This window comes from Amycolatopsis sp. NPDC043887, from assembly GCF_056435665.1.
This window is the reverse complement of the sequence record NZ_JBWKEB010000020.1, coordinates 97,575-122,645: the sequence shown is the minus strand read 5'-3', so window position 1 is coordinate 122,645 and position 25,071 is coordinate 97,575. Positions and strand designations below refer to the sequence as shown.

General features: G+C 68.4%; 26 protein-coding genes. 12 read left to right on the top strand and 14 right to left on the bottom strand.

Translation table 11 applies throughout. From position 1 onward, the window contains the following. Window positions 1-33 precede the first annotated feature (33 nt). On the bottom strand, window positions 34-1,125 hold the full coding sequence (locus tag AC069H_RS37400; RefSeq protein ID WP_478225313.1) for a lipase family protein: 1,092 nt from the start codon (window positions 1,123-1,125) through the stop codon (window positions 34-36). 91 nt (window positions 1,126-1,216) lie between these two features. On the opposite strand from AC069H_RS37400, the gene AC069H_RS37395 reads away from it, so the two are divergent. Next, entirely contained in the window at window positions 1,217-1,837 is a 621-nt protein-coding gene (locus AC069H_RS37395) for a TetR/AcrR family transcriptional regulator (RefSeq protein ID WP_478225314.1), read from the top strand. Window positions 1,838-1,904: 67 nt separating this feature from the next. Here AC069H_RS37395 and AC069H_RS37390 read toward each other — a convergent pair whose 3' ends face one another. The 7 genes from AC069H_RS37390 to AC069H_RS37360 are packed head-to-tail and all read right to left on the bottom strand — an operon-like array spanning window position 1,905 to window position 8,638. After that, window positions 1,905-2,498 (bottom strand): GTP-binding protein, encoded by a 594-nt coding sequence (locus tag AC069H_RS37390; RefSeq protein WP_126730503.1) that lies wholly within the window; start codon window positions 2,496-2,498, stop codon window positions 1,905-1,907. After that, a complete protein-coding gene (locus tag AC069H_RS37385; protein WP_034308529.1) occupies window positions 2,476-2,856 on the bottom strand; it encodes a DUF742 domain-containing protein in 381 nt (126 codons plus the stop codon). Before AC069H_RS37385 ends, AC069H_RS37390 begins: the two co-directional genes overlap by 23 nt. 20 nt (window positions 2,857-2,876) lie before the next feature. After that, complete coding sequence (locus AC069H_RS37380) at window positions 2,877-3,302, bottom strand: roadblock/LC7 domain-containing protein (RefSeq protein ID WP_005156032.1); 426 nt, start codon at window positions 3,300-3,302, stop codon at window positions 2,877-2,879. Then, window positions 3,299-5,896 carry a sensor histidine kinase gene (locus AC069H_RS37375; protein ID WP_478235467.1) on the bottom strand — a complete coding sequence of 866 codons (2,598 nt, stop codon included), beginning with the start codon at window positions 5,894-5,896 and terminating at the stop codon, window positions 3,299-3,301. Before AC069H_RS37375 ends, AC069H_RS37380 begins: the two co-directional genes overlap by 4 nt. 2 nt (window positions 5,897-5,898) lie before the next feature. Next, window positions 5,899-6,687, bottom strand: a complete 789-nt coding sequence (locus AC069H_RS37370; RefSeq protein WP_340686623.1) for an ABC transporter ATP-binding protein — start codon at window positions 6,685-6,687, stop codon at window positions 5,899-5,901. Next, entirely contained in the window at window positions 6,684-7,637 is a 954-nt protein-coding gene (locus AC069H_RS37365) for an ABC transporter permease (protein WP_478225315.1), read from the bottom strand. Before AC069H_RS37365 ends, AC069H_RS37370 begins: the two co-directional genes overlap by 4 nt. Next, window positions 7,634-8,638 carry an ABC transporter substrate-binding protein gene (locus tag AC069H_RS37360; RefSeq protein ID WP_478225316.1) on the bottom strand — a complete coding sequence of 335 codons (1,005 nt, stop codon included), beginning with the start codon at window positions 8,636-8,638 and terminating at the stop codon, window positions 7,634-7,636. The genes AC069H_RS37365 and AC069H_RS37360 overlap by 4 nt, the downstream gene beginning before the upstream one ends. 506 nt (window positions 8,639-9,144) lie before the next feature. Here AC069H_RS37360 and AC069H_RS37355 point away from each other — a divergent pair. The 5 genes from AC069H_RS37355 (at window position 9,145) to AC069H_RS37335 (ending at window position 14,067) form a co-directional block, all read left to right on the top strand. Then, a complete protein-coding gene (locus AC069H_RS37355) occupies window positions 9,145-9,321 on the top strand; it encodes a hypothetical protein (RefSeq protein WP_478235466.1) in 177 nt (58 codons plus the stop codon). Between the two features lie 512 nt (window positions 9,322-9,833). Then, the gene (gene pdxH, locus AC069H_RS37350) at window positions 9,834-10,529 is read left to right on the top strand and encodes a pyridoxamine 5'-phosphate oxidase (RefSeq protein ID WP_340686627.1); all 696 of its coding nucleotides are present in this window, start codon (window positions 9,834-9,836) and stop codon (window positions 10,527-10,529) included. 164 nt (window positions 10,530-10,693) lie between these two features. Beyond that, window positions 10,694-11,977, top strand: a complete 1,284-nt coding sequence (locus AC069H_RS37345) for an MFS transporter (protein ID WP_478225318.1) — start codon at window positions 10,694-10,696, stop codon at window positions 11,975-11,977. Between the two features lie 24 nt (window positions 11,978-12,001). Next, entirely contained in the window at window positions 12,002-12,586 is a 585-nt protein-coding gene (locus AC069H_RS37340) for a DUF3558 domain-containing protein (RefSeq protein ID WP_478235465.1), read from the top strand. Window positions 12,587-12,681: 95 nt separating this feature from the next. After that, window positions 12,682-14,067: an APC family permease gene (locus AC069H_RS37335; protein ID WP_340686630.1), complete on the top strand. Its 1,386-nt coding sequence runs from the start codon at window positions 12,682-12,684 to the stop codon at window positions 14,065-14,067. Here the strand turns inward: AC069H_RS37335 and AC069H_RS37330 are convergent. Genes AC069H_RS37330 through AC069H_RS37320 form a run of 3 tightly spaced genes read right to left on the bottom strand, consistent with a single transcriptional unit; the run spans window position 14,064 to window position 16,281 of the window. Further along, window positions 14,064-14,891, bottom strand: coding sequence for an MBL fold metallo-hydrolase (locus tag AC069H_RS37330; RefSeq protein WP_478235464.1), 828 nt, complete (start codon window positions 14,889-14,891; stop codon window positions 14,064-14,066). The genes AC069H_RS37335 and AC069H_RS37330 overlap by 4 nt on opposite strands. Continuing rightward, entirely contained in the window at window positions 14,888-15,718 is an 831-nt protein-coding gene (locus AC069H_RS37325; RefSeq protein WP_340686632.1) for an MBL fold metallo-hydrolase, read from the bottom strand. Before AC069H_RS37325 ends, AC069H_RS37330 begins: the two co-directional genes overlap by 4 nt. Beyond that, on the bottom strand, window positions 15,718-16,281 hold the full coding sequence (locus AC069H_RS37320; RefSeq protein ID WP_478225322.1) for a TetR/AcrR family transcriptional regulator: 564 nt from the start codon (window positions 16,279-16,281) through the stop codon (window positions 15,718-15,720). The genes AC069H_RS37325 and AC069H_RS37320 overlap by 1 nt, the downstream gene beginning before the upstream one ends. 123 nt (window positions 16,282-16,404) lie before the next feature. On the opposite strand from AC069H_RS37320, the gene AC069H_RS37315 reads away from it, so the two are divergent. After that, window positions 16,405-17,124, top strand: coding sequence for a helix-turn-helix domain-containing protein (locus AC069H_RS37315; RefSeq protein WP_478235463.1), 720 nt, complete (start codon window positions 16,405-16,407; stop codon window positions 17,122-17,124). Between the two features lie 400 nt (window positions 17,125-17,524). Here AC069H_RS37315 and AC069H_RS37310 read toward each other — a convergent pair whose 3' ends face one another. Continuing rightward, window positions 17,525-19,033 carry a fatty acyl-CoA synthetase gene (locus tag AC069H_RS37310; RefSeq protein ID WP_478235478.1) on the bottom strand — a complete coding sequence of 503 codons (1,509 nt, stop codon included), beginning with the start codon at window positions 19,031-19,033 and terminating at the stop codon, window positions 17,525-17,527. 73 nt (window positions 19,034-19,106) lie between these two features. On the opposite strand from AC069H_RS37310, the gene AC069H_RS37305 reads away from it, so the two are divergent. From AC069H_RS37305 to AC069H_RS37290, 4 genes are all read left to right on the top strand, one after another. After that, window positions 19,107-20,012, top strand: coding sequence for an aldose 1-epimerase family protein (locus tag AC069H_RS37305; protein WP_478225324.1), 906 nt, complete (start codon window positions 19,107-19,109; stop codon window positions 20,010-20,012). After that, on the top strand, window positions 20,012-20,497 hold the full coding sequence (locus AC069H_RS37300) for a GNAT family N-acetyltransferase (RefSeq protein ID WP_478225325.1): 486 nt from the start codon (window positions 20,012-20,014) through the stop codon (window positions 20,495-20,497). Before AC069H_RS37305 ends, AC069H_RS37300 begins: the two co-directional genes overlap by 1 nt. An 11-nt stretch (window positions 20,498-20,508) precedes the next feature. Next, entirely contained in the window at window positions 20,509-21,738 is a 1,230-nt protein-coding gene (locus AC069H_RS37295) for an amidohydrolase (RefSeq protein ID WP_478225326.1), read from the top strand. Window positions 21,739-21,804: 66 nt separating this feature from the next. Continuing rightward, complete coding sequence (locus tag AC069H_RS37290) at window positions 21,805-22,326, top strand: hypothetical protein (RefSeq protein WP_478235462.1); 522 nt, start codon at window positions 21,805-21,807, stop codon at window positions 22,324-22,326. A 174-nt stretch (window positions 22,327-22,500) separates the two neighbouring features. On the opposite strand, the gene AC069H_RS37285 is transcribed toward AC069H_RS37290, so the two are convergent. Then, window positions 22,501-23,118: a Uma2 family endonuclease gene (locus AC069H_RS37285; protein WP_478235461.1), complete on the bottom strand. Its 618-nt coding sequence runs from the start codon at window positions 23,116-23,118 to the stop codon at window positions 22,501-22,503. Window positions 23,119-23,191: 73 nt separating this feature from the next. Continuing rightward, window positions 23,192-24,337: an acyl-CoA dehydrogenase family protein gene (locus AC069H_RS37280; RefSeq protein ID WP_478225329.1), complete on the bottom strand. Its 1,146-nt coding sequence runs from the start codon at window positions 24,335-24,337 to the stop codon at window positions 23,192-23,194. A 103-nt stretch (window positions 24,338-24,440) separates the two neighbouring features. Here AC069H_RS37280 and AC069H_RS37275 point away from each other — a divergent pair, with 103 nt between their 5' ends. Continuing rightward, window positions 24,441-25,031 (top strand): TetR/AcrR family transcriptional regulator, encoded by a 591-nt coding sequence (locus AC069H_RS37275; RefSeq protein ID WP_478235460.1) that lies wholly within the window; start codon window positions 24,441-24,443, stop codon window positions 25,029-25,031. Window positions 25,032-25,071: the final 40 nt, after the last annotated feature.

The following is a 25,071-nucleotide window of genomic DNA, read 5'->3' as shown; positions in this document are numbered from 1 at the left end:
TAGTGAAGGAGGCCTTCACGGACCGACTCCCCGTCAGAACTTCGTGCCCAGCCAGGTCATCGCGACCGGACCGCCCGCCGCGACGCCACCGATGTGTTCCAGCAGCGGGAACTCCTGCCAGGTGACGTCGGCGCCGAGGGCGCGGTAGCGGTCGAGCAGGCCCTTGCCGACCGAAAGCGGGATCAGTTCGTCCAGCGACGCGTGGTACAGGAAGACCGGCGCGCCGGGTTTGGTCTTGCCCGCCAGGTTCTCGCCGAGCCGGGCCTGCCAGCGCGGGTCCGACGACACGTTCGGCACGGTCGTGAAGTCGTTGAGCCGCGCGAAAGGCGCCGCCGCGCCGAGTTCGACGGTGCACGCTTCCTTGACCTTCGCGACGGCCCTCTCGCCCTTCGCGTTGAGCACCTCGGTGAACGGCAGTTCCGGATACGCGGTCGCGTAGCCGACGGCGGCACCGAGCACCAGGCCGAACGCCGGCCCGCCGTCGTTGAACTTCAGGACCGCGTTCAGATCCGCCGGGACACCGCCTTCCGCGACGCCGACCAGGTTGACGTCGGGCGCGTAGGACGGCTGGAGTTCACCGGCGAAAGCCGCGGCCTGACCGCCTTGTGAGTAACCGAAAACGCCGACCGGACCGGTTTTGGAGAGGCCCGCTTCAGGGACACGGGAGGCGGCGCGGGCGGCGTCGAGGACGGCCCGGCCTTCGGACTGGCCGACGGCGTAGGTGTGCGTGCCCGGGGTGCCGAGGCCCTCGTAGTCGGTCACGACGACCGCCCAGCCGCGCGAAAGCGCTTGGCTCATCAGGAGGACTTCGTTCTCGGACCCGTTCGTCAGCCGGGTCGACGGCGCGCAGCGGTCGCCGAGGCCGTGGGTGCCGACGGCGTAGCTGACCAGAGGGCGGGCGCCTTTCGTCCACGGCGTGTGCGGGACCAGCAGGATGCCCGACACGGTGTTCGGCTGCCCCGTCGCCGAGGTGGAGCGGTAGTGGAGTTTCCAGGCCTTCGCCGGGGCGGTGGCGATGACCTGTTTGTAGTCGACCAAGTCCCCGGGAGCGCTCGGCGCGGCTTGCGCGGCGGGCGCGCCGATCAGGGTGGCTGCGAGGGCTGAGACCAGAACTGTCCGAAGCACCGTTGCCTCCAGTTTGGTAATTGAGATTTTCGCAATGTAGGCGGTGTTGCTAGCATCTGGCAATCCCTGTTACCGAATCGGGGGAGGTCGAGTGGCCCGCACCTACGGCGGGGTCGCGCCCGAGCAACGGCGCGCCGAGCGGCGTGAACGCCTGCTCTCGGCTGCCCTGGACCTGTTCACCTCGACGGGTTACCGGCAGGCGAAGATCACCGAGTTGTGCACCCGCGCCGGCGTCTCGACGCGGAACTTCTACGAGGAGTTCGAGGGCAAGGAGCAGGTGCTGCTCACCCTGCACGAGCGCATCAACGCGCTCGCGCTGGAGCACGTCACCGGCACCCTGGAACGGCTGGAGGGCGCCGACGCGGTCACCCGGATCGGGACGCTGCTGGACGTCTTCGTCAGCACGGTGACGTCGGATCCCCGGATGCCGAGGCTGAACTACGTCGAGGCCGTCGGCGTGAGTGCCGCTTTGGAGGCGCAGCACCAGGAATGGGTCGACCGGTGGGCCGCGTTCATCGAAACCGAGGCCCGGCACGCCGCCGCGCACGGGGTGGCGCCGGATCGCGATTACCGCCTGACGGCGATCGCGCTCGTCGGCGCGGCGACCGGTCTGCTGCGCGAGTGGCAGGCGCACACCCCGCCGCTGCCGGTCGCCGACGTCGCCGCCGAACTCCGTGCCCTGATGCTGGCCGCGATCACCCGGCCCGGCTGACCCCGCGTTTAGTCCTCTGAACGCGGTCCTTGCACACGCAAGTACCGCATTCAGAGGACTGAACGCGTCAGGAGGCGGCGGACGCCCGCCGGAAGGTGTTGTGCAGGACGGCCAGCAGTGCGTCGCGGACCGAAAGCCGCTGCCGTGCGTCGAAGGTGATCAGCGGGACGTCCTCGCCCACCGCGAGGGCCCAGCGCACGTCTTCGAGGTCGTGCTTGAGCGAGCCGTCGAAGACGTTCACCCCGACCACGAACGGCAATCCCGCCTTCTCGAAGTAGTCGACGGCCGGATAGCAGTCGTCGAGCCGCCGGGTGTCGACGATGACGAGCGCGCCGAGCGCGCCCAGCACCAGGTCGTGCCACATGAACCCGAACCGGTCCTGTCCCGGCGTGCCGAAGAGGTACAGCTTCACCTCTTCGTCGATGGTGATGCAGCCGAAGTCCAGCGCCACCGTGGTGGTGGTCTTCGACGGCACCTCCCCGCCGGAGCCGTCGACGGCCGCGCCCGCCGAGGTCATGGCGGCCTCGGTGGTCAGCGGCTTGATCTCGGAGATCGCGCCGACGGTGGTCGTCTTGCCGACCCCGAACCCGCCCGCGATGACGATCTTGACCGGTGTCGGCGGCTTGGCGGGCGCCGGTTCAGCGAATTGCTTCGAGTCCACGAATGACCCTTTCGATCATGCCGAGGTCCTGGGTGAAGGCTCCGGCGGGGCGACGGAGCACGACGTAGCCGAGTGCGGCGAGATCCGCCACGAGCACCCTGGCCACGCCGATGTGCAGGCCGAGCATCGCCGCCACTTCGGCGACGGATTTCGTTTCCCGGCAAAGGGAAACGATCTCCCGTCGTTCGAAGGTCAGCCTCGCGTGCGAAGCCGCGCCGAGCCTGCTCGTGAGCACTTGAGCCTCGATTTCGAGCGTGCCGTCCACCGGCTGCGCGCGGCCGGCGGTGAGCAGATACGGGCGTAGCGGCGAGATGCCCTGTTCGGCGCCCCGCGGCTGAGGTACCTGGTCGTCGCTCATTCCCTTGTCCCCTCGTCAGTTCAGCTGCCGACGCTCTTCTTGAGTTCCTCGATCAGCGCGGGGGTGAGCACCTCGGTCGCGCGGTTGGCGAACATCGCCATCTCGTAAGCGATCGTGCCGAGGCTGGCCTGCTTGGTGGCGAGCACGCCGAGCGAGCACCCGATGCTGATCGTGCAGACCAGGAGGTAGCCCTGTTCCAGCTCGATGATGATCTTGTCGGGTGAGCCGAGCGGGTGGCTCTCGGAGACGCCGTGCGCGAGGCCGAGCATCGCCGAGCAGATCGCGGCCAGCCGGTCGGCGTTGGCCCGCTCCAGCTCGGACGACATCGCGATCAGCAGGCCGTCGGCCGAGACGGCGATCGCGCCCATCGCGCTCGCCGTGTTCTGCGCGAAGCGCGTCACCAACCAGTTGAAGTTCCGGGCTTCGACGCTGACTCCGGTCGTCATCTCTTGCTCTTCTCTCTCTGTTGCATCTCCGGGTTGACGGCTTTCTCCAACCCGTCACTGAAGGCGTCGAACGCGGCACGCTCGGCCTCGGGGTCACGCATGCCCTTGGGCTTGGTGGTGTTCAGCGCCGCCCGCGCGGTCTGGTGCCGCGCGGCCGGACCTTTCGCGAGCCCCGGCGCCAGTTGCGCGCCGGGGACCCTTCTGGTGAGACCGCCGCGCGAGGCGGCGGGCACCGGTGTCGGGGTCGGCATCGGCGCCGGGGCGGCCGCCGGCGGCGCGGTGGCCTTCGCGAGCCCGGCCTCGAAGCCGTCGAAGGCCGCCTTGGCCGCTTCTGGATCATGCCTGGACTTCTGCCGCGAAGGCGCTTCGGGGGCTCCGGGGAGCTGCGCGCCCTTGACCCGCCGCCGCAGCCCGCCGCGGGTCTCGCCGGGATCGGCGGCGGTGAGCGTCGGCGCGGGCGCCTGGTACACGGGCGCAGGTTCGGGCACCGGAGCCGGCGCGGGTTCGGCGATCTCCCCGTCGGTCTTGCGGAACCACCGGAAGTCCCTGGGCCGCTGACCGTCGTGCGGGATCATCCCGGCGATCGCCAGCGTCGGCGGCTCGCTCGGAGCCGCCTTCTGCCGCGGCTCGGGCTCTTCACTCGGTTCCGCCGTCGGCCACACCGGCGGCGTGGGGACGGACTTCGGTGTGGGTGGCCGGTAGGTCAGCAGGTTCGGCGGGACGGTGAGCCGCGCGGTGATCCCCGCTCCCGGCTCGGTCTCGGTCAGCTCGACCTTGAGCCCGTGCCGCCGCGCGAGCCGTCCGACCACGAACAGCCCGAGCACACTGGTCGGCGCCAGTTCGAGCCGTTCGCGTTCGACCAGCCGCCGGTTCTCCTCGGCGAGCCGTTCCGCGGTCATGCCGATGCCCTGGTCCACGATCACGATCAGGCAGGAGCCGTCGGGCAGGATCTTCGTTCCGACATCCACAAAGGACTCCGGCGGCGAGAACGACGTGGCGTTCTCCAGCAGCTCGGCGAAGATCAGTACCAGATCGGAGCCGAAGGGCGACGACAACAGGACGTCGCCCATCGAACCGAGCCGCACGCGCTGGTAGTCCTCGATCTCCGCGAGCGCCGAACGCAGCGCCGTCGACAGCTCGATCGGACCGGAAATCCTTGCCTCGTCACGGTTCCCCGACACGACGAGGAGGTTGTCCGCGTTCCGGCGCAGCCGGGTGGAGAGATGGTCGAGCCGGTAGAGGCTGGCCAGCAGGGCGACGTCCTGCTCGTTGCGCTCCAGTTCGTCGACCAGCGCGAGCTGCCTGCCCACCAGGTTCTGCGTGCGCTTCGCGACGTTGGCGAACATGAGGCCGACGTTGCGCCGCGTGACGGCCTGCCGTTCCACCAGTTCGGCCGCGGTGGCCTGCACCCGGTTGAACGCCTCGGCCAGTTTGCCGAGTTCGTCCTGTGAGGACACGTCGATGGTGGCGAGCCGCGGCGCGAGTTCTTCGGCCTGCTCGGTGTCGGTGACGCGGACCAGTTCGGTGCTCGCGAGGTCCGCGACCGACGTCGCCGCCGTGGTCAGCTTCCGCAGCGGATCCGCGATCGACCGGCTGACCGCGATCGCGAGACCACCGACCAGCAGGAACAGCACCCCGGCGCCGATACCGATCGTCCACGCCAGGTTCTGCGCCGCGTCGGCTCGCGCGGTCGCCGCGTCGGTGATGCCGGTGGTGACCGCGTCCTGGGCGAGGCGCCGCTGGTTCGACTGGGCGTCGACGGCGCCGAGGATGTCCGGCAGCAGGCTCTGCACGGCCTGCGGGCCGCGGGCCTCCGGGAGCCTGGCTTCCAGCGCGTCGACCCGGCGGCCCGTTTCGCCCTGCTCCACCGCGACGACCTGCGTGGCCTGGGCGACGTCGGCCTGCTGCACGAACCGTTCGAGGAACAGCGACGACTGCTGTTTCGCGTCGGCCAGCACCGGCGTGCCCGATTGGGGGGTGACCAGCACGATGATCAACGCCATACCGCGCAACGAGTTCTCCTCGTTCGCGCGCAGCAGCGCGTCGAGCGCGGTCAGCTGCCGGGTGCCTTCCGCGTCACTGGTCTGCTGCGGAACCAGGCGGAGCGAGTTGATGACCGCGTCGATCACCGCGTGATACGTCCGCGCCACGCTGTCGAGTGAGGCGCCGCGCCGGAGCGCGTTCTCCCGGATCTCGTTAAGCGATCCGATGCGCACCAGCGCCGCCGCGAGTTCTTCCGGCGCGTCGGCGCTCAGCTGCGAACGCACCTGGTTCACCGTGTCCGCGACGACGGTCTGCTGCTTCAGCATCGCCGAACTGCTCGCCGACGAAGACGCGATGTAGTGCGCCGTCAGCAGCCGTTCCCGCTGCAGTTCCCAGGCGAGCGTGCCGAGCGCGCGGGCCTGCGACGCGACGTCGGCGGTGATGCGGGCGGACCGGGCGTCGTCGATCTCCCCGGCGACGTAAGGCACCGACACCAGGACCACGGCGGTCAGCGGCAGCATCAGGAGCAGGTTGAGCTTGCCCCGGATGCCGAGCCTGCCGAGCAATCCGGACCGCGACCCGCGTTCGGGCCGGGTCTTCTCGTGCCTCATGGTCACCTTTCTCCCCGGCTCCGCCCGAGGTGTCCGCGGTGCTGTTCCCGGACGAGGTCTTCGATGGACGCGCGCAGCGCGACGAACTCCGGCGCGCGTTTGACCGCGAGGTCGCGTTCGGCGGGCAGGTCGACCACGATGTCGGCGGCCACCCGGCCCGGATCTGAGGCCAGCACCACGACGCGGCGGCCGAGGAACACGGCCTCTTCGACGTCGTGGGTCACCATCAGCACGGTGGTGTGCGTGTCGGTCCAGATCCGGCGGATCAGGACCTGCATGTCCTCTTTGGTCTGGACGTCCAGCGCGCCGAAAGGCTCGTCCAGCAGCAGCACGTCGGGTTCGCACGCCAGCGCCCGCGCGATCGCGACCCGCTGCTTCTGCCCGCCGGAAAGCTGTTTGGGCAACGACTTCCGCAGGTGATCGAGCCCGGTCTCGTCGAGATACCAGTCGACGCGGCGCGCGCGTTCGGCCTTGTCGAGGCTCAGCAGTTCGAGCCCGAACGCGACATTGCCCTCCACGGTGCGCCACGGGTACAGCGCGCCGTGCTGGAACACCAGCCCGCGTTCCGGGCCGGGCCCGGTCACCGCGTCACCGTCGAGGGTGATCAGGCCGTCGGTCGGTTCGGTCAGTCCCGCGATCAGCGACAGCAGGGTCGATTTGCCGGACCCGCTCGCGCCGACGACGCAGACGAAGTCGCCGCGAGCGACGTCGAGGTCGATCCCGTCGAGCGCCCGGGTGGTCTTGCCGCGGACCGTGTAGTCCTTGGCGACGGCCTTCAGCTGAAGCGTCATGCCGCCCACTTCCCGACCCTGGCCCGCAGGAGCCGCAAGGCGATGTCGATGACCAGCCCGAGCAGGCCGATCACGATCAGCAGCGCGAAGATCCGGTCGGTCTGGGTGAACCGCTGCGCCCGCATGATCCGCAGGCCGAGCCCGGCGGTGGCGTTGATCAGCTCGGCGACCACCACGAAGTTCCACGCGGCCGCGGCGTTGACGCGGGTCGCGTCGATCATGCCGGGCAGCGCGTGCGGGACGATCACCTTGCGCAGGACCTCGCCGCGCCGCGCGCCGAGCGTGTAGGACACGTCGATCAGGGAACGCGGCACCCCGCGGACGGCGTCGGCGGTCATCAGCGTGTTGAAGAAGACCGTGCCGAGGAACAGGACGGCGACCTTCGACGGTTCGCCGAGGCCGAGCCAGATCATCAGCAGCGGGATGAACGCGCTCGCCGGCAGGTAGCGCAGCATCGCGATGACCGGCTCGAACAGCGCCAGCCCCGCGTCGAACGTCCCCATCACGATGCCGAGCGGCACCGAGACGAGCACCGCGAGCCCGAACCCGAGCAGCACCCGCTGGGTGGTGGCCCAGAGGTCGCTGAACAGTTCGCCCGACTCGATCATCTTCAGCAGCGCGTCGAACACCGCGACCGGCGTCGGGAGGAACATCGGCTTGATCGTGCCCAGCGCGTTGAGCGTCACCCAGACCAGCAGCGGGATCACGAACGAGGCCACCGCCAGCGCCCACCGCCAGCGCGCGGGGATCGGCGTCCGGAGCGAGAGCAGCGGCGAGGCGTTCGGCTTGAGGCCTGCCCGGCGGGGCAGCGGCGACCAGTCCGGTCGCGTGCCGCGCCGCTCCTCCTGCGCCTCGGCGAGCCGCTGTTCGTCGTCGAGGCGGCGCGCTTCGGCCTCGTCCGCGGCGTCCGTCCGCTGAGCGGCCCGCCCCGACGCGTCCGTGGCGCTCACTTCACCGCCTTCACGTACTGGTCGTCGAACAGCCCGTCGAAGTTCGGCCTGCTCTGGGCGAGGCCGTTGGAGACGATGAATTCGGCGATCTTGCCCGCCTGGAAGTTGAGGTGGGCGGGGGTGACGCCGGGGGTGAACGCGTCGAGGTTCTGCTGCTTGGTGAAGATCGTGGTGCCCGCGTCGTAGGTCTTGTACTCCTCGATCGACACCGCGCCGCGTTTGGCCATGATCCGCACGGCCTCGTCCCGGTTCTGCTTGATCCACTCGATGGTCTCGAACCAGGTGTTCACCAGCGCCTGGACCTCCTTCTTGCGCTCCTTCGACATCTGCTCGGAGACGACCAGGTGGTCGGGGATGGCGCCGGGGAACTCGGCGGACGTCGCGATCGCGCGGCTGCCCGGGCGCTCGAGTGCCTTCGTGGTGAAGGGCGCGAAGGCGGCGACGGCGTCGACCTGCTCGCCGACGAACGCGGCCGCGGCGGCGTCGGTCAGCAGCGGGACCAGCTCGATGTCCTTCTCGGTCAGCTTCGCCTCCTGCAGCGCGAGCAGCAGCAGGTAGTGGTCGACCGTGCCCTGCTCGACGGCGACCTTCTTGCCCTTGAGGTCGGCGACGCTGGTGATCCCCTGGCGGGCGATGACCTTGTCGTTGCCGGTCGAGTTGTCGTTGACCAGCACGACCGACAGCTTCGCGCCACCGCTGACCGACGCGAGCGTGTCGTTCAGGGTCTGGCTGTTCGCGTCGATCGCGCCGGAGGAGAGGGCGTTGATGCTCTCGGTGTAGCTGTCGAACCACTTCAGGTCGACGTTCACGCCGTTCTTCTCGAAGAGGCCCTTCTCCTGGGCCACCGCCCACGGGAACCAGCCCGGCCAGGCGCTGTAACCGATCGTGACCTTGGTGCCGGAAGCGGCCGTGCTGTCGGAACAAGCCGAAAGGGCGGTCACGCCTGCCAGCGAAAGGACGCACAACAACGCCGTCACGAGACGGCGGGAACGGGAAATCACAACGCACTCCTGGGGAAGGGGAGTAACTCGGGCGTGGAAAGTTCCGGCTGTTCGAGCGCAGGACTGATCGACCGGTGTCGAACTCCCTCACGGAAGCCCGGCCGGCAATAGCGGATGATGCGGCCGCACACCCTGCCGCCCCCACCAAAACCTCTGAACACTCTGGATAGAGGTGATCACCCCGTTGCTCTCGGCGGCGATCCTATCGAGTGGCGCAAGGTCTACCTAGTGTGATCGTCGGCTCTTGCACGATTCGCTGTCACATTCTGCTAAATCCGGCCGTTCGCCCCAAAGGGCGGACTCTCGCATGGTGGGCAACGCCGTGCCGGACGCCGTACGTCCATCAGGTGGCGGATGAAAATTCCGAAGGGAGCAGAGGATGAAACTTCGTGCGGCCGCGTCGTGCGTCGCGGGGGCGGCGATCTTGTCCACCTTGGCCGGCGCGGGGCAGGCGAACGCGATCAGGCCGTCCAGTCTGGTTCTGAGCCCGAACGCCGTCGTCGCAGGTGACCCTCGTCGCGGACGGACTCGCCGCGCCGATTCCCTTGCGGGTGGTGGGAGACGGCGGCATCGGTGTCGCGTTGCGCGGCGACGGTCCGGTGGGGACGGTGCCGGGGCGGTACACGGCGTCGTACGACTGCTGGGGCTGGATCGTCCGCGCCGAGTTCACTGTCACGAACTGACAGCGCGACAGAAGACGCGAAGGCCGGTTTCGGGACGCGAATTGGCGTCCGGAGCCGGCCTTCGCTGACACATCTCACGGAGATGTTCCGGACAGTAATTTCTGTCAATCGACAGAATTGGCTCGGGCGGGCGCGGGTCCCGCCGTGAAAACCGGAAGAATTGTTCGCGGAGTACCGAAACATCGACGAAACAAAAGCGGGAAATGGTGACGGTAATTCCTTGCCGACCCGGTCTGTCCAGGCGGTTTCCGGCTTTTGTGAGGGCGGGCGCGATTTCGCGGACGGGTGGAACGATTCGGGACAAGGCCCCGGATGGAGCGACGTTCGACCTTGATCGATCAGGTCCGCCGGGTAACGGGGAGGTGACGGCTTGCGGTCCAGCGGCTACACACAGATGATCGGGCAGGGGTGGCGGGTGTCACCGTTCAGTGGGTTTCGCCGCCGCCTTCTAGGCAATACCGTCGGCGGCGAAGCCGAAGTTGTAGCCCCGATCGGGTACGGAGGTTTGGCGGATGATGCCGGAGATCAAGGATGGCGCTGCTGGCGCTGTCGGCGCTGACGACGCCGTCGTTCGCCTGCCCGGAATGAGGGTGGCCTACGAAGGGGCCGCCTTCGACGAGTCCGCGCTGGCGGAGACGTGGACCGCCCAGCTGCAGGACTGGCTGAACCAGGCCGTCTCCGCCGGGATCCCCGAACCGAACGCGATGGTGCTCGCCACCGCCGACCCGGAAGGCAGGCCGTCCTCCCGGACCGTGCTGTGCAAGGGACTCGACGAGCGCGGTGTCGTGTTCTACACGAACTACACCTCGACCAAGAGCCACGACCTCACCGCGACGCGCTACGCGTCGGTCACCTTCCCGTGGTACGCCCTGCAGCGTCAGGTCCACGTGCGCGGCGAGGTGGAGAAGGTCAACGTCGCCGAGACCGCCGAGTACTGGGCGTCCCGCCCGCGGGGTTCGCAGCTCGGGGCCTGGGCGTCGCCGCAATCCCGCGTCGTCGACGGCCGCCGTGCCCTCGAGAACGCCCTCCACGGGATCGAGCGCCGGTTCGCCGACGTCGAGAACATCCCGTTCCCGCCGCACTGGGGCGGGTGGCGCGTCCGGCCCGACGTCGTCGAGTTCTGGCAGGGCCGCGAGGACCGCATGCACGACCGGCTCCGCTACGTCCGCACCGACGACGGCTGGCAGATCGAGCGCGTCGCGCCGTAATTTTTTGTCGCGCGACAGTGAAGTCTCTCGTCGCGCTGACGCGCTTCCGAGAGACCGTGGGGTCACCGAGGCCGCGGCCGGCCGAGGGAAAGGATGATCCCGGCGGCGACGGGTGAGCTAAATCGCGCGCGGATGGTTAGTTAGCGCGGCTAAGCTGTCTGGTTGTGGGTGACGACGTGGGGGTTGACCAGCGCAAAGGTGTCCGCAAGCTGTTCGGCTCGATCGTGGTCGACACCCGGCCGCTCAAGATCCCCGCGTTCCGCCGCCTCTGGCTGTCCACCGCGGTCACCGCCGTCGGCAGCCAGCTCACCGCCGTGGCGGTCCCCAAACAGGTCTTCGACCTCACCGGCTCGTCGGCGTATGTCGGCCTGACCGGCCTGGTCGCGCTGATCCCGCTGCTCGTCTTCGGGCTCTGGGGCGGCGCCATCGCGGACGCCGTCGACCGCCGCAAACTCCTGCTCGTCACCAACGTCGGGGTCACGCTCACCTCGGCCGTCCTGTGGCTCCAGGCGTTCCTGAACATCGGCTCCGTCTGGCTGGTCCTGGGCCTGCTCGCGGTCAACCAGGCGTTCTTCGCGATCAACATGCCGACCCGCGGCGCCGTCGTCGCCCGGCTGGTCCCGGACAACCTGATCGCTCCCGCGACCGCGCTCAGCAGCACGATGTCCACCTTCGGCGCGGTCTTCGGCCCGCTGCTCGCCGGTTCGCTGATCCCGATCCTCGGCCTCTCGACGCTCTACCTGATCGACGTCATCGCCCTGACCTTGACCCTCATCGCGGTCTACAAGCTGCCCCCGATCCCGCCGCTCGGCGAGATCGCGCGCCGCGCCGGGATCCGCGACATCGTCGACGGCTTCAAATACCTGGCGACCCAGAAGATCCTGCTGGCCTCGTTCCTCGTCGACATCATCGCGATGGTCGCGGGTATGCCGCGCGCGCTGATCCCGGAGATGGCCGAGCGCACCTTCGGCGATCCGCCCGGCGGCGGCCCGGCGCTGGGCTGGCTGTACGCGGCGCTCCCCGCGGGCGCGATGCTGATCGGCCTCTTCTCCGGCTGGCTGACCAGGATCCGCAAACAGGGTGTCGGCGTGATCGTCTCGATCTGTGTGTGGGGCGCGGCCGTCGCCGGTTTCGGGCTCGCGAACTCGCTGTGGCTCGCGGTGTTCTTCATGGCGCTCGCCGGGGCCGCCGACATGGTCAGCGCGATCTACCGCATGTCGATCCTGCAGCTCGCCACCACCGACGAGATGCGCGGACGGCTGCAGGGCGTGTTCACCGTCGTCGTCGCGGGCGGCCCGCGGATCGCCGACCTCACCCACGGCTGGGCCGCCGCCGGCGTCGGCACGGCCGCCGCGGCCTCCGGCGGTGGAGTGCTGGTCATCGTGCTGGTCATCGGCGCGGCGCTGCTCATCCCGTCGTTCTGGCGGTACCGGGCCCCGGTGGACTGAGCCGTTCGGTCTATCGTCGGGCCCATGCGTATTTCACGGGCGATCGTCCTGTTCGCCGCTGTCATCGCGACCCTTTCCGCCTGTTCGTCCGGGGACGAGAAGACGGACAACGCGGCCAAGCCGTCGAGCCAGGCTCCGGCTCCTTCCGCCGCGCCGAGTTCCTCCGCCGTTCCCACCGGTGGCACCGGGTCGAAGGAGCCGTGCGCGCTGCTGCCCGCCGAGGCCGTGGGCAAGGCGGTCTCGATCCAGGGCGTGACGTCGGCGCCGGGTCCGGTGCAGGACAACGCCGCCAACGGTGGCAAGGCCAAGAGTTGCGTCTACTCGGCCGCCGGCAAGCAGATCGGCGCGCTCGCGGTGACCCGCTTCGAGGGCAACAAGATCAAGCCCGCCGAGATGGTCACCGCGCTGAAGAAGGCCAAGCCGAACGCGAAGGACGTCGCCGGTGTCGGCGAAGGCGCCATCTACTACACCGACGAGAACAAGACCGCGACGCTGGCGGCCGCCGAACTCGTGGACAACGTGCCGGTACTGGTCAACTACACCGGGCCGACCAAGATGACGCAGGAAATGATGCTCCCGCTGGTGAAGACCGCGGTCGACGCCAACTGAGCGAATTACCCAAAGGCGTGCTTCGTCAACCCGTGACGAAGAACTGACCAAACCGGACTGTCGGCACCAGACGTGATGCGGCACACTCTTGCCGCATGGCGGACACGACGACAACAGAACAGACCGGTCCGGCCGGTCAACCGAGCCTCAAGCGGGTGATGGGTTCCAAACTCCTGCTGTTCTTCGTGGTGGGGGACATCATCGGGACGGGCGTCTACGCGCTCACCGGGCAGGTGGCCGGCCGGGTGGGCGGCGCGCTTTGGCTGCCGTTCCTGATCGCGTTCGTGGTCGCGATCATGACCGCGTTCAGCTACCTGGAACTGGTCGGCAAGTACCCGCAGGCGGCCGGGGCCGCGCTCTACACGCACAAGGCGTTCAAGCTCCGCTTCCTCACCTTCATGGTGGCGTTCGCGGTGATGTGCTCAGGGATCACGTCGGCCTCGTCGGCGGCGAAGGCCTTTGGTGACACCTATCTCAAGGAATTCATCACCGCGCCCATGCCGCTGGTGGCGATCCTGTTCGTGATCGGCCTCGCGCTGATCAACTTCCGCGGGGTCTCCGAATCGGTGAAGACCAACGTGGTGCTGACCTGCATCGAGATCGGCGGTCTGCTGATCATCATCGGGGTCGGCGTGTGGGCGGTGCTCAACGGCAACGGGGACGCGTCGCGGCTGGTCGAGTTCGACACCGAGAACCAGACGATGCTGGTGGCGATCACGTCGGCGACGTCGCTGGCGTTCTTCGCGATGGTCGGTTTCGAGGACTCGGTGAACATGGCCGAGGAGTGCAAGGACCCGATCCGGATCTTCCCGAAGGCGATGCTGTGGGGCATGGTCATCGCCGCGACCATCTACATCCTGGTCTCCGTGACCTCTTCGCTGCTGGTGCCCGCCGACGAACTGGAGGCCGCCAAGAGCAGCGCGCTGCTGAAGGTGCTCGACGTCGGGGCTCCCGGTTTCCCGCGCGAGATCTTCTCCGCGATCGGTCTCTTCGCGGTCATCAACTCGGCGCTGATCAACATGCTGATGGCCAGCCGTCTGCTCTACGGCATGGCGAACCAGCGGATCATCCCGAAGCAGCTGGGCACCGTGCACCCGTTCCGCCGCAGCCCGTGGGTGGCGATCGTGTTCACCAGCCTGATCGCAATCGGCCTCGTGTCCTTTGTGGACATCAGTGTGCTCGGCGGTACGACGGCGTTGCTCCTGCTGGCGGTGTTCGCCATCGTCAATGTCGCGGTCCTGGTACTGCGCAAGGAGAAGGCGGCGCACCAGCATTTCCGCGCGCCGACGATCATCCCGGTGCTGGCCGCGATCTTCTGTCTCTACCTGGTGACGCCGCTGTCCGGACGGCCCGCGCGCGATTACAAGGTCGCCGCGATCCTGCTCGGCGTCGGCATCGTGCTCTGGGGGATCAACTGGCTCGTCATGCGGGCCACGCACAAGGAAGAGGACCGGCAGCCCGTCGAGCCGCCGGTCGGCTAGCCGCGGCTGAGCGACTGGTACTCCACCGGGCTGTGGGCCGAGAACACGGTGACCTCGTCGGCGTGTTCTCGGCTCAGCTCCCGCAGCCGCTCGACGTTCTCCAGCCGCGGCTTGCGCAGCGTCTGCACCATGTTCTGGAAGGCGGTCATCCCCGGCGGGCAGTGCGGCTTCACGGGATCCATCTGGCCATGGAAGAAATACGCGTCGCCCGCGTGCAGCAGCCAGCCGTCGCCGGTGTCGACGGCCACCCCGGTGTGGCCTTTGGTGTGGCCCGCGAGCGGTACCAGCAGGATCTCCGGCGGCAGGCCCTTCAGCTCGCGGACGGCCTGGAAACCGAACCAGTCGTCCCCGGCCTCGTCGTACATGCTCCACAGTGGATGGTGGGCGAACTGGTTGGCGCGGAACCGCAGCTTCTCGCTCTGGTTGGCCGGTGACGTCGCCGCGTCGTGCTCCGCGGTGCGGACGTGCACGACGGCGTTCGGGAAATCCGCGAGCCCGCCCGCGTGATCGACGTCGAGGTGGGTGCAGATGATGTGCCGGACGTCTTCGAGCTTGTGGCCGAGCGCTTCGACGTGGTGCGCCGCGGTCTCCGTCTCGACCGGTTTCGCGCCGACCATGAGCGTGAACGGCGTGCCGAGCCACGCCCCGGGATTCTCGACGCCCTTGCGGCCGAAACCGGTGTCCACGAGTACGAGTCCGTCGCCGGTCTCGATGAGCAGGCAGTGCGCCACCAGCTCCGAGCGGCGCAGCAGGCCGGGCTGGCCGTCGAGCAGCCTGCCTCCCGGTGCCCGCATCGTGCCGCAGTTCAGGTGGTGCACCTTCATAGCCTGCTCCTCTGGCTGAGCCGTTCGAATGCGGTGGCGTCGTGTGCGGCGAACACCGTCACCTCGTCACCGTTGTTACTGACAAGTTCGCGCAGCCGGCGCTGGTTGTCCAGTCGTGCGGTCTTCTCCGTCTGCATGTACGACTCGAAGAAGCCCAAGGCCGGAGGGATGTGCGGCTTTCGCTCCAGCTCGCCGCCGTGGAAGACGGCGTCACCGGCGTTGAGGAGCCAGCCGTCGCCGGTGTCGACCGCGACGCCGGCGTGCCCGCGGGTGTGCCCGGCGAGGGGGATGATCAGGACGTCCGGGACCCCTTCGAGTTCGCGGACGGCGTCGAAACCGAACCACGGCTCGCCGTCGGCGCGGTACGACCTCCACAGTGGACCGTGGCTGAACTGGACCTTCCGGTAGCGGCTCGCCTCCTTGCGGTCGATCGGCTTCTCCAGCGCCTGAAGCTCGCGATCGTGGACGTGGACCCGCGCCTGAGGGAAGTCGACGAGCCCGCCCGCGTGGTCGAGGTCGAGGTGGGTGAGCACGATGTCGCGCACGTCGGCCGGGTCGAAGCCGAGCTTGCGGATCTGGGTCGTGGCGCTGAGGTCGTCGTCGCTGTCGGGGTGGACCAGCCGGACGAAACCGGCGCCGAGCCATTCGACCGGGCGGGTGACGGTCGGCGTTCCGACACCGGTCTCGACGAGCACGAGCCCGGTGTCGGTCTCCAGCAGAAGACAGTGACAGATCAGTTCGGCGCGACGGAACAGACCGGGCCTGCCGTCGATGAGCTTGCCGCCGAGCGGCCGCATGGTTCCGCAGTTCAGGTGATGGACGCGCATCAGGACAGCTCCCGTTCGAGGGTGGCACGGAGGTGAGGGGCGATCGCGCGCAGCGGCGCGGTGTCGTGCAACGTCTTGGCCAGCAGCAGACCGCCCTCGATGGCGGCGAGGACGACGGTGGCCAGGTGATCCGCCTTGTCGGTGTCGAGCGCGCCGGCGATGACGGTGTGCCAGGACGTGTAGCCGTCGGCACAGGCCTGACGGATCGCCTCGCTGTCACCCGACGCGTCCAGCGCGACCGTCGCGAGCGGACAGCCGCGCTGGAAATCCGACTCCTCCAGCGAGGTCGCCAGCGCTTCGACCACGTTCTCGATCCCGGTGACGACGTCGGGCGCGTTCGTGGCGATCATGCGCAACTGGTCGCACAGCCGGTCGGCGGACTGGCGGATGGCCTCGGCGGCCAGCTGCTCCTTGCCGCCGGGGAAGTGGAAGTAGAGCGATCCCTTGGGCGCGCCGACGGCGGCGACGAGCTGGTTGAGACCGGTGGCGTGGTAACCCTGCTGGTGGAAGAGCTCGGCGGCGGAATCGAGCATGCGCTGCCGGGTGTCGGTGCGGCGGACCATGCGACCGACTGTAGCTCAAACTATGACGACCGGTCTAGTAAGATTGGTTTACACAAACCCTCTTCATTCAGAATATTTGTGTAAACTGGTCAGTGAACCGATCGGTGCTCGAAGGGAGCGGACATGGTCGACTCGGCCCAGTTGCTCCCGGTCGCGCGGGCGGCGCATGTTCTGGACATTTCACGAGAGCGTGTCCGCGAACTCGTGCACGACGGCAGGCTGGACGCGATCCGGATCGGCCGTGAGCTGCTGGTCGACGCGCGGTCGGTCGAGCACCGGAAGAGTGTGGTGAAGCCCGCTGCCGGACGGCCGCTCTCCGCTCGGATGGCGTGGGGTTTCCTGTGGTCGTTGAGCGGCTATCGGCCGTCGTGGATCTCGCCGTCGGAACGCGTCCGGCTCAAGCGCTACGCGCGGGAACGCGAGCCTGTCCAATGGCCGCGCCTGCTTTCCGGCCGCGCGCGCGTCCATCGTGTGCGGATGCTGGCCGGGCCGCTCGCGCGACTCCGGGACGACCCGCACGCCGTCGTCAGCGGGCCTGTCGCCGCGGGGCGCCACGGCGCCGACCTGATGGCGGGCAGCAGCGATGAAGAGTTCTATGTGGACGCCGCCCGGTTCGACGAACTCGCGCGGTCACGCCGGCTCCGGCTGGACAGTGCGGAACCCAACGTCGTGATTCGTGTTCCTGCCCTGTCCGGTGTGCTGCGCCCGCCGGGGGCCGGAGACCTCGCGATCCCGGCGGCCGTCGCGGCGGATCTGCTCGACGCCGGGGATGAGCGTTCTGTCCTTGCGGCACAACAACTTCTCACTCGTTTGGGCGGGGTCGTGAGTGGCGATTCAGGTTAGAACCCGAATCGCCATTCACGATCACCGCGACCAGCTAGGCGGCGTCCTGTAAATCTACGCCTCCTCAAGTGTCCACAAAGGACGCTTTTGCTGGCCGAAATGTTCGCTTGATGCTCGTATGTACGGTTTTCAGGTGGAGTCGTGAGTGGCAAGGAGGGTTCTAACCCTCTTTATCACTCACGACCCCTTTGTGAAACCACTCAAATCGGCCTAATCGGGCATCTTCGCCTCGAAGAAAGGCCTTTGTGGACATCTGTGCCGCCGACGGCGTCCCGCAAGTGATCGTGCAGCCGGAGCACGTCGCGAAAGCAACGTTCGCGACGCCTGATGTCCCGAAAGTGGCTTTCGCGACACCTGGGCGTGAAGACCGCGAACCAACCTGCAGGACAGCCCCTGGTCGCTAGACGCCGATCGCGGACGCTGACCCGCCGAACTGTTGCCGCAGCTCGCGTTTGAGCAGCTTCCCGGACGCGTTCTTCGGCAGTTCGCCGACGAAATGCACCGATTTCGGCACCTTGTGCGCCGCCAGCGACTTCTTGGCGAACTCGATCAGCTCCGCTTCGTCGACGGGTTCCTTCGTCACGACGATCGCCGCGATCGCCTCGATCCAGCGTTCGTGCGGCAGGCCGACGACGGCGACCTCGGCGACGGCGGGATGCGGGTACAGCGCGTCCTCCACCTCGCGCGACGCGACCAGGACGCCGCCGGTGTTGACGACGTCCTTGATCCGGTCGACGACGAACAAGTAGCCCTCCTCGTCCTGGCGCACCAGGTCACCGGAGTGGAACCAGCCGCCCGCGAACGCCTCCACCGACTCCTCGGGCTTGCCCCAGTAACCGGTGCACAGCTGGGGAGAGCGGTACACGACCTCGCCGAGCTCGCCCGGCGGGAGGTCGTTCATCTCGGCGTCCACCACCCGCGTCTCGACGAAGAGGACCGGGCGGCCGACCGAATCCGGCCGCGCGTCGTGCTCTTCCGGCCGCAGAACTGTCGCGAGTGGACCGATCTCCGACTGGCCGAAGCAGTTGTAGAAACCGACTTCCGGAAGTCGTGAGCGCAGTGCTTTCAGCACGGGCACCGGCATGATCGACGCGCCGTAGTACGCCTTGGTGAGACAGCTCAGGTCCGCGTCCGCGAGACCGGGATGGTTCGCGAGTCCCACCCAGACGGTCGGCGGGAAGAACAGGGAAGTGATGCCCTGGCGGGGAATCCGCGCGAGGATGTCGCCGAGGTCGGGCGCCTCGACGAGGTGGTTCGTCGCGCCGACGGCCAGACCGGGCATGAGGAAGACGTGCATCTGAGCCGAGTGATACAGCGGCAGCGCGTGCAGCGGCACGTCACGGTCGCTCAAGTCGAGCGCCGCGATGCAGGACGAATACTCGTGCACCAGCGCGCGGTGGGTGAGCATCGCGCCCTTCGGCCGCGAGGTCGTCCCGGACGTGTAGAGCAACTGGACGAGGTCTTCGTCCGCGACCCCGGACTCCTCGTGTGGTTCGACGGTTTCGTCCAGCGCCCACTCCAGAACGTCCAGTGTGGACACATGTTCGACGTTGACGTGCTCGGCCAGCGCGGGGTCGACGAAGGCGACGGCGGGTTCGGACTGCGTGAGCAGATACTCGAGCTCTTCACCGCGCGCGTTGAAGTTCACCGGCACGTGCACCAGCCCGGCCCGCGCGCAACCGAGGTACAGCAACAGGTACGCGTCGGAGTTCTTGCCGAAGGCCGCGACGCGGTCACCGTGGACGAGCCCGCGGCCGAGCAGTTTCGCCGCGACCCGGCCCGCCGCGCGGTCGAGCTCCGCGTAGGTCCACACGCGATCGGCGAACGTGAGCGCGACCCGGCCCGGGACGCGTCGCGCGCTCCGTTCCAGGACGCGGCCGACGGTGCTGGGGTAGCCGGGAACGGTCATCGCGGCGGTCTCCTTCGTCCGGGCGTGGCATTCCCAGACTACGTTCCCGGCGCCCGCCGGTAACCTCGTCCGCATGGCCAATCCCACCGGAGAGCAGTTCGAGATCACCCGCGGCAACGCGCGCGCCGTCGTCACCGAGATCGGTGCCGGGTTGCGCGCGTTCGAGGTCGGCGGAGTGCCCTACGTCGAGGCGTTCGCCGAGGACGAGAAGCCGCCGAAGGGCGCAGGGCAGGTGCTGCTGCCCTGGCCGAACCGCACCAAGGGTGGCCAGTGGGTGTACCAGGGTGAGAAGCAGCAGCTCCCGATCACCGAGGAGGCGCGCGGCAACGCGATCCACGGCCTGACCCGGCACGAGGAGTGGGAGCTTCTCGAGCACGCGGAGTCGTCGATCACGATGGCCATCGACGTCCCGGCGCAGGAGGGCTGGCCGGTGCCGCTGCGTGCGACGATCACGTACGAGATCTCGCCGCGCGAACTGGTCGTGACGCACGAGATCCGCAACGAGGGCGAGAGCCCGATCGGCGTCGGGCTCGGCACGCACCCCTACTTCCGCATCGGCGACGTGCCCACCGACGAGCTGACCCTGACACTGCCCGCGAGCCGGGTCCGCCCGTATCTCGGCGACGAGCAGATGCCGTACGCCGACGAGCAGGACGTCGAGGGGACCGAGTACGACTTCCGGTCCGGCAAGGTGCTCGAAGGCGTCGACCTCGACACGGCGTTCGGCGGGCTGAGCGTCGCCGAGGACGGGAACCACCACCACGTCCTCTCGCACGGGGAGCAGGAGCTGCTGGTCTGGGCCGGGCCCGACTTCCGCTGGGCGCAGGTGTTCACGCCGGACGACCTGGTCGGCCGCGGCCGGGCGGTGGCGATCGAGCCGATGACCTGCCCCGCGGACGCGCTCAACACCGGCACCGACCTGATCGACCTGGAGCCCGCCACTTCGTGGACCGGGAGCTGGGGAATCCGGGTGCGCTGATGACGGCTCTGCTCCGGCTGGGCCCCGTGGACGCGGGCGAAGTGCTCACGCTGCAGCGCGCGGCGTACGTCCCGGAGGCCAGGGAGCACGAGAACCTCGACCTCCCGCCGCTGCTGGAGACCTTCGAGCAGGCCAAGGACGCCCTGGGCGACCCCGCGTGTTTCGCCTGGGGCATCAGGGAATCCGGGCGGCTGGTGGCGAGTGTCCGGATCGTCGTGGACGGCGAGGCCGGTCTCGTCGGCAGGCTCATCGTGGCCCCGGACAGGCAAGGACACGGCCTCGGCGGCTCGTTGCTGCTCGCCGCCGAGGCCGCCGCCCCGCCTTCGGTGACCGTGTTCCGCCTGTTCACCGGGGAGCGGAGCGCGGGCCCGCTGCGGATGTACCGGAAACTCGGCTACGTCGAGACGCACCGAACGCCCGAGAAGCACTACGAACTGGTCCACTTCGAAAAGCCCCGCGTGCGGACCGGTGGCCCAGTTCGTTAGCGTGTCAAAGTATGTCTGACAAAGTACTGGTCAAGGCCATCGTCGGTGGTTACGTCGTCCCGGTCGACGGTGATCCCATCGACGGCGGCACGGTCCTCATCGAGAACGGGAAGATCGCCGCGGTCGGCACGGACGCCGACGTCGACGTCCCCGACGACGCCGAACTGATCGACGCCGCGGGCAGCTGGGTGCTGCCCGGGTTCATCGACGCGCACGCCCACCTCGGCGTCCACGAAGACGGCGAAGGCTGGTCGGGGAACGACACGAACGAGATGACCGACCCCAACGGCGCGCGGTTCCGGGCGATCGACGGGATCGACCCGTACGAGCCCGGCTTCGACGACGCGCTCGCGGGCGGTGTCACCAGCGTCGTCATCAAGCCCGGCTCCGGGAACCCCATCGGCGGGCAGACGATCGGCGTCAAGACCTGGGGCCGGACCGTGCTCGACATGATCTTCGCCGAGGGCGTCAGCGTGAAGAGCGCGCTCGGCGAGAACCCGAAACGGGTCTACGGCGAGAAGAAGCAGACGCCGTCGACCAGGCTGGGTGTCGCGTCGACCATCCGCGACGCGTTCACCGCCGCGCGCAACTACGCCGCCCAGCGCGACCACGCGGCCGGCGAGGGCAAGCCATTCGACGTCGACCTGACCAAGGAGACGCTGGCCAAGGTCCTCGACGGCGAGCTGTACTGGGACCAGCACGTCCACCGCGCCGACGACATGGTGACCGCGATCCGGCTGGCCGACGAGTTCGGCTACAAACTGGTGATCAACCACGGCACCGAAGGGCACCTGATCGCGGACCTGCTGGCCGAGCGGGACGTGCCGGTGATCCTCGGCCCGCTGTTCACCACCAAGTCCAAAGTGGAGCTGCGCAACCGCACCCTGCGTGCGCCCGGCATCCTCGCCAGGGCGGGTGTGCGGATCGCGATCACCACGGACCACCCGGTCGTGCCGATCAACTTCCTGGTCTACCAGGCCGCGCTGTCGGTGAAGGACGGCCTCGACCCGGAGACCGCGCTGAAGGCGCTGACCGTCAACCCGGCCGCGATGCTGGACCTCGACGACCAGGTCGGCTCGCTGAAGCCGGGCCTCGACGCCGACGTGGTCATCTGGTCGGGTGACCCGCTGGACGTGATGAACCGGGCCATGCGCGTGTTCGTGCGGGGGCGCGAGGTCTACCACTTCGACGAGGAGACCGGCGTCGGCGTCACCGAGGAACGCCGGTACCGCGAGGGCTGAACCGGTCTTGTCAGAACGACCGGCCCGTGCTCTCATGTGTTACACACTGGGGAGGATGTGTAACACATGAAGCGCTGGGTCTTCGTTCTGGTCGTCGGTATCGGTTTCCTGGTCGTCACCTTGTTGTTCGCCCGTGAGGATCCGAATGTCGTCAAATGCGGTGGCCGGATCATGGGCCCCGGCGACGTCTGCGAAAGCACCAAGGGTGGCCGCACCGTCGACGAGGACACCTACGACGAGATGAAGGCCGCCGCCGAATCCAGGGCCGAGACGTTCCGCGACCACGGGCTCTGGATGGCCGGGGTCGGGGTGGCGCTGACCGGCTTGGGGGCGACGATGCTGATCCGCGGGAAACGGCGCAAGGATCGCGCCGTCGCCGCGGCTCGGCAGGATGCGCGGTGGCAGGCACCGCCGGGTTTCCCGCAGCAGCAGGGTTTTCAGCAGGCGCATGGCGCCCGATTCCAGTCCCCGCCTCAGCCCGTGCCGGGGCAGCAGCCTTATCCGCCGCGGAACGGATGGCCGCAGCAGCCGCCGCAGGCCGGTCCGCCGCCACAGCGGTTCGGTCCGCCGGGGCACGGAGGCTCGTGAGTGGCGTTTCGGGTTAGAACCCGAAACGCCACTCACGACCCCCTCGACCCACGACCAGGCCGAAGGCGCCCTTCGTCGCATCAGGCGCAGCGAAGGGAGCCTTCACCCCACCTGCCAACCTCACCCAAGATCAACTTAAGCTACGTGGCATTGGGTTCCAACCGTCCTCACCACTCACGAGAGCAGTCGGTCGAGATCCAGCTTCACCGGAAACGGCTCGGCGGCGGCGAATTCGCCGGTCATGGCCGGAGCGTCCTGGTAGCCGAGTTCGCCCGCTTGGTGGCAGGCGACAAGCGAGACGGGCTCGCTGAGATCGACGATCCAGTAGTGCGGGATCCCCGCGTCGGCGTACTCGCCGTGTTTGGTCACGTAGTCGGTGCGCTTCGAGCCCGGTGACACGATCTCGACCACGACGATGACGTCGTCCGCGTGGTACATCGTGTCTTCTTCGTCGATTCGCTCGCCTGCTTCACGGAGGGCGATGATCAGATCCGGTCGCCTGGCGAAACCCGGCTCGCCAGGCGGCACCAGTCCCAGATCGACGTCGATGTCCTGGATGAACTCGAGGTGTTCGGGCAGCTGGGATTCCAGTTGCCTCGCCAAGGCGTAGAGCGCCTTGTTGTGTCTCCTCTTGAGGCTTGGCGACATGACGAGGCGGCCTTCCACGAGCTCGGTGAATCCGGAATCGGGCTCGCCGAGCGCCGCGTACTCCGCGACCGACAGCAGGTGGTCCGGGATGGCCCACCCTGGTCCACCGTGTGACCCGGCCGTGGAGTCGGGAAGGGCTGGCACAGCATCTCCTCACGTCTTCCACGGTGTCTCACGATCACCACGTGACCACTGGTGAGCATATCGGCGCGGAGAGTCAGCCTTTTCGGAGTTCCCGCGCGATCACCATGCGCTGGATCTGGTTCGTGCCCTCGAAGATCTGCGGCACCTTCGCCTCCCGCATGTACCGCTCCGCCGGGAAGTCCTTCGTGTACCCGGCGCCGCCGAGGACCTGCACGGCGTCGGTGGTCACCTTCATCGCGCCGTCGGTCGCGACGAGCTTCGCGATCGACGCCTGCCGCTGGAACGGCAGCCCGCGGTCGCGGCGGCGGGCGGCGTCGAGGTACATCGCGCGCGACGTCTCGACGGTCGCGGCCATGTCGGCCAGCAGGAATTCCAGTCCCTGGAACTCGATGATCGGCCGCCCGAACTGCGTGCGGCCCTTCGCGTACTCGAGCGCCTCGTCCAGCGCGGCCTGCGCGAGCCCGACGGCGCAAGCGGCGATGCCCAGCCGTCCGGAGCTGAGCGACGACAGCGCGATCTTCAGTCCCTGGCCCTCCTCGCCGATCCGCCGGTCGGCGTCGACGGCGGCGCCCTCGAACATCAGCTGCGCCGTGGTCGACCCGGTGAGGCCCATCTTCCGCTCGGGCGGTGCGGCCGACAGGCCCGGCGTCGCCGCGTCGACGAGCAGGCAGGAGATGCCCTGGCCGCCGTCGTCGCTGGTGCGCACCATGGTCGTGTAGAAGTCGGCCTCACCCGCGTGGGTGATCCACGCCTTCGTGCCGTTCACGACGTACTGGTCGCCGTCGAGCCGCGCGCGGGTCGAGAGGGCGGCCGCGTCGGAGCCGGCGTGGGTCTCCGAGAGCGCGTACGCGCCCAGCAGGCCGCCTTCCAGCATCGAGGGCAGCCAGCGGTCTCGCTGCTCGTCGGTGCCGTGGTGCGCCAGCGCGAAGCAGGACATCGTGTGCACGGAGAGCCCGACGCCGACCGACATCCACGCGGCCGCGATTTCCTCCAGAACCTGCAGATACACCTCGTAGGGCAGCTCGCCGCCGCCCCAGCGTTCCGAGTACGGCAGGCCGAGCAGCCCGGCCTGCCCGAGCAGCCGGAACTGCTCGCGCGGGAAGTGCGCGGTCTCCTCGTACTTGCTCGCGATCGGGGCGAGTTCCTCGCGCGCGATCTCCTTGGCCAGGTCGACCAGATCCTGGGCCTCGGTGCTGGGCAGCAGACGGTCCGCCGGCATGGCTCCTCCGAGCTGAGCTGTACTAAAAACAGTACTGTGGGCTGATTCAGCGTACAGTAGACGGCGCTGGGGGTACACCGTTCGCGTAGGGGATAGTGATCCGATGACCTCGCGCCGCCAGCCCACCGCGCGTCAGAGAGCGCTGCTCTCGGAGCTTGAAGCGCTCTTTCTCGCCGAAGGGTTCTCCCAGTTCACGCTGGACGACCTGGCCGCCAGGCTCCGCTGCTCGAAGTCGACCCTCTACGCGCTCGCGCCCAGCAAGGAGCAGCTCGCGGTCAAGGTCGTCACCCACTTTTTCAAGGGCGCCGCCGAACTGCTGGAAGAGCGGATCGCCGGGATCGACGACGCTCGCAAGATCCTCGGGGAGTACCTCGCCGGGATCTCCGAGTACCTGAATCGCGCTTCGGCCGCTTTCATGACCGACATCGCCGAATTCGCGCCGGCGCGGGACGCGTATCAGCTCAACAGTCGCGCCGCGGCCCGCCGGATCCGGTCGTTCATCGATCGCGGCGTCACCGACGGTGTTTTCCGCGAGGTGCACGCGCGGCTGATCGCGGAAATGGCGGGACTGATCATCGAGGGAATCCAGACCGGTGTCGTCGGTCAGCGCACCGGGGTGACCGACGCCGAAGCGTTCACCGCGTTGTCGGAGCTTTTGCTTGGCGGGATCGCGACAAAAAATGTCCTGAACTGACAATTCTGGTGGTCTCACCGCCGCCTCGGCTAGCATCGCG

What these genes read in the sequence shown, in the direction of transcription:
- AC069H_RS37385 (WP_034308529.1), bottom strand. Translation starts at nt 2,856, where the DNA reads ATGAGCGACGACCAGGTACCTCAGCCGCGGGGCGCCGAACAGGGCATC.
- AC069H_RS37380 (WP_005156032.1), bottom strand. Translation starts at nt 3,302, where the DNA reads ATGACGACCGGAGTCAGCGTCGAAGCCCGGAACTTCAACTGGTTGGTG.
- AC069H_RS37375 (WP_478235467.1), bottom strand. Translation starts at nt 5,896, where the DNA reads ATGAGGCACGAGAAGACCCGGCCCGAACGCGGGTCGCGGTCCGGATTG.
- AC069H_RS37370 (WP_340686623.1), bottom strand. Translation starts at nt 6,687, where the DNA reads ATGACGCTTCAGCTGAAGGCCGTCGCCAAGGACTACACGGTCCGCGGC.
- pdxH (WP_340686627.1), top strand. Translation starts at nt 9,834, where the DNA reads ATGATGCCGGAGATCAAGGATGGCGCTGCTGGCGCTGTCGGCGCTGAC.
- AC069H_RS37340 (WP_478235465.1), top strand. Translation starts at nt 12,002, where the DNA reads ATGCGTATTTCACGGGCGATCGTCCTGTTCGCCGCTGTCATCGCGACC.
- AC069H_RS37335 (WP_340686630.1), top strand. Translation starts at nt 12,682, where the DNA reads ATGGCGGACACGACGACAACAGAACAGACCGGTCCGGCCGGTCAACCG.
- AC069H_RS37330 (WP_478235464.1), bottom strand. Translation starts at nt 14,891, where the DNA reads ATGAAGGTGCACCACCTGAACTGCGGCACGATGCGGGCACCGGGAGGC.
- AC069H_RS37325 (WP_340686632.1), bottom strand. Translation starts at nt 15,718, where the DNA reads ATGCGCGTCCATCACCTGAACTGCGGAACCATGCGGCCGCTCGGCGGC.
- AC069H_RS37320 (WP_478225322.1), bottom strand. Translation starts at nt 16,281, where the DNA reads ATGGTCCGCCGCACCGACACCCGGCAGCGCATGCTCGATTCCGCCGCC.
- AC069H_RS37315 (WP_478235463.1), top strand. Translation starts at nt 16,405, where the DNA reads ATGGTCGACTCGGCCCAGTTGCTCCCGGTCGCGCGGGCGGCGCATGTT.
- AC069H_RS37310 (WP_478235478.1), bottom strand. Translation starts at nt 19,033, where the DNA reads ATGACCGTTCCCGGCTACCCCAGCACCGTCGGCCGCGTCCTGGAACGG.
- AC069H_RS37305 (WP_478225324.1), top strand. Translation starts at nt 19,107, where the DNA reads ATGGCCAATCCCACCGGAGAGCAGTTCGAGATCACCCGCGGCAACGCG.
- AC069H_RS37300 (WP_478225325.1), top strand. Translation starts at nt 20,012, where the DNA reads ATGACGGCTCTGCTCCGGCTGGGCCCCGTGGACGCGGGCGAAGTGCTC.
- AC069H_RS37295 (WP_478225326.1), top strand. Translation starts at nt 20,509, where the DNA reads ATGTCTGACAAAGTACTGGTCAAGGCCATCGTCGGTGGTTACGTCGTC.
- AC069H_RS37290 (WP_478235462.1), top strand. Translation starts at nt 21,805, where the DNA reads ATGAAGCGCTGGGTCTTCGTTCTGGTCGTCGGTATCGGTTTCCTGGTC.
- AC069H_RS37280 (WP_478225329.1), bottom strand. Translation starts at nt 24,337, where the DNA reads ATGCCGGCGGACCGTCTGCTGCCCAGCACCGAGGCCCAGGATCTGGTC.
- AC069H_RS37275 (WP_478235460.1), top strand. Translation starts at nt 24,441, where the DNA reads ATGACCTCGCGCCGCCAGCCCACCGCGCGTCAGAGAGCGCTGCTCTCG.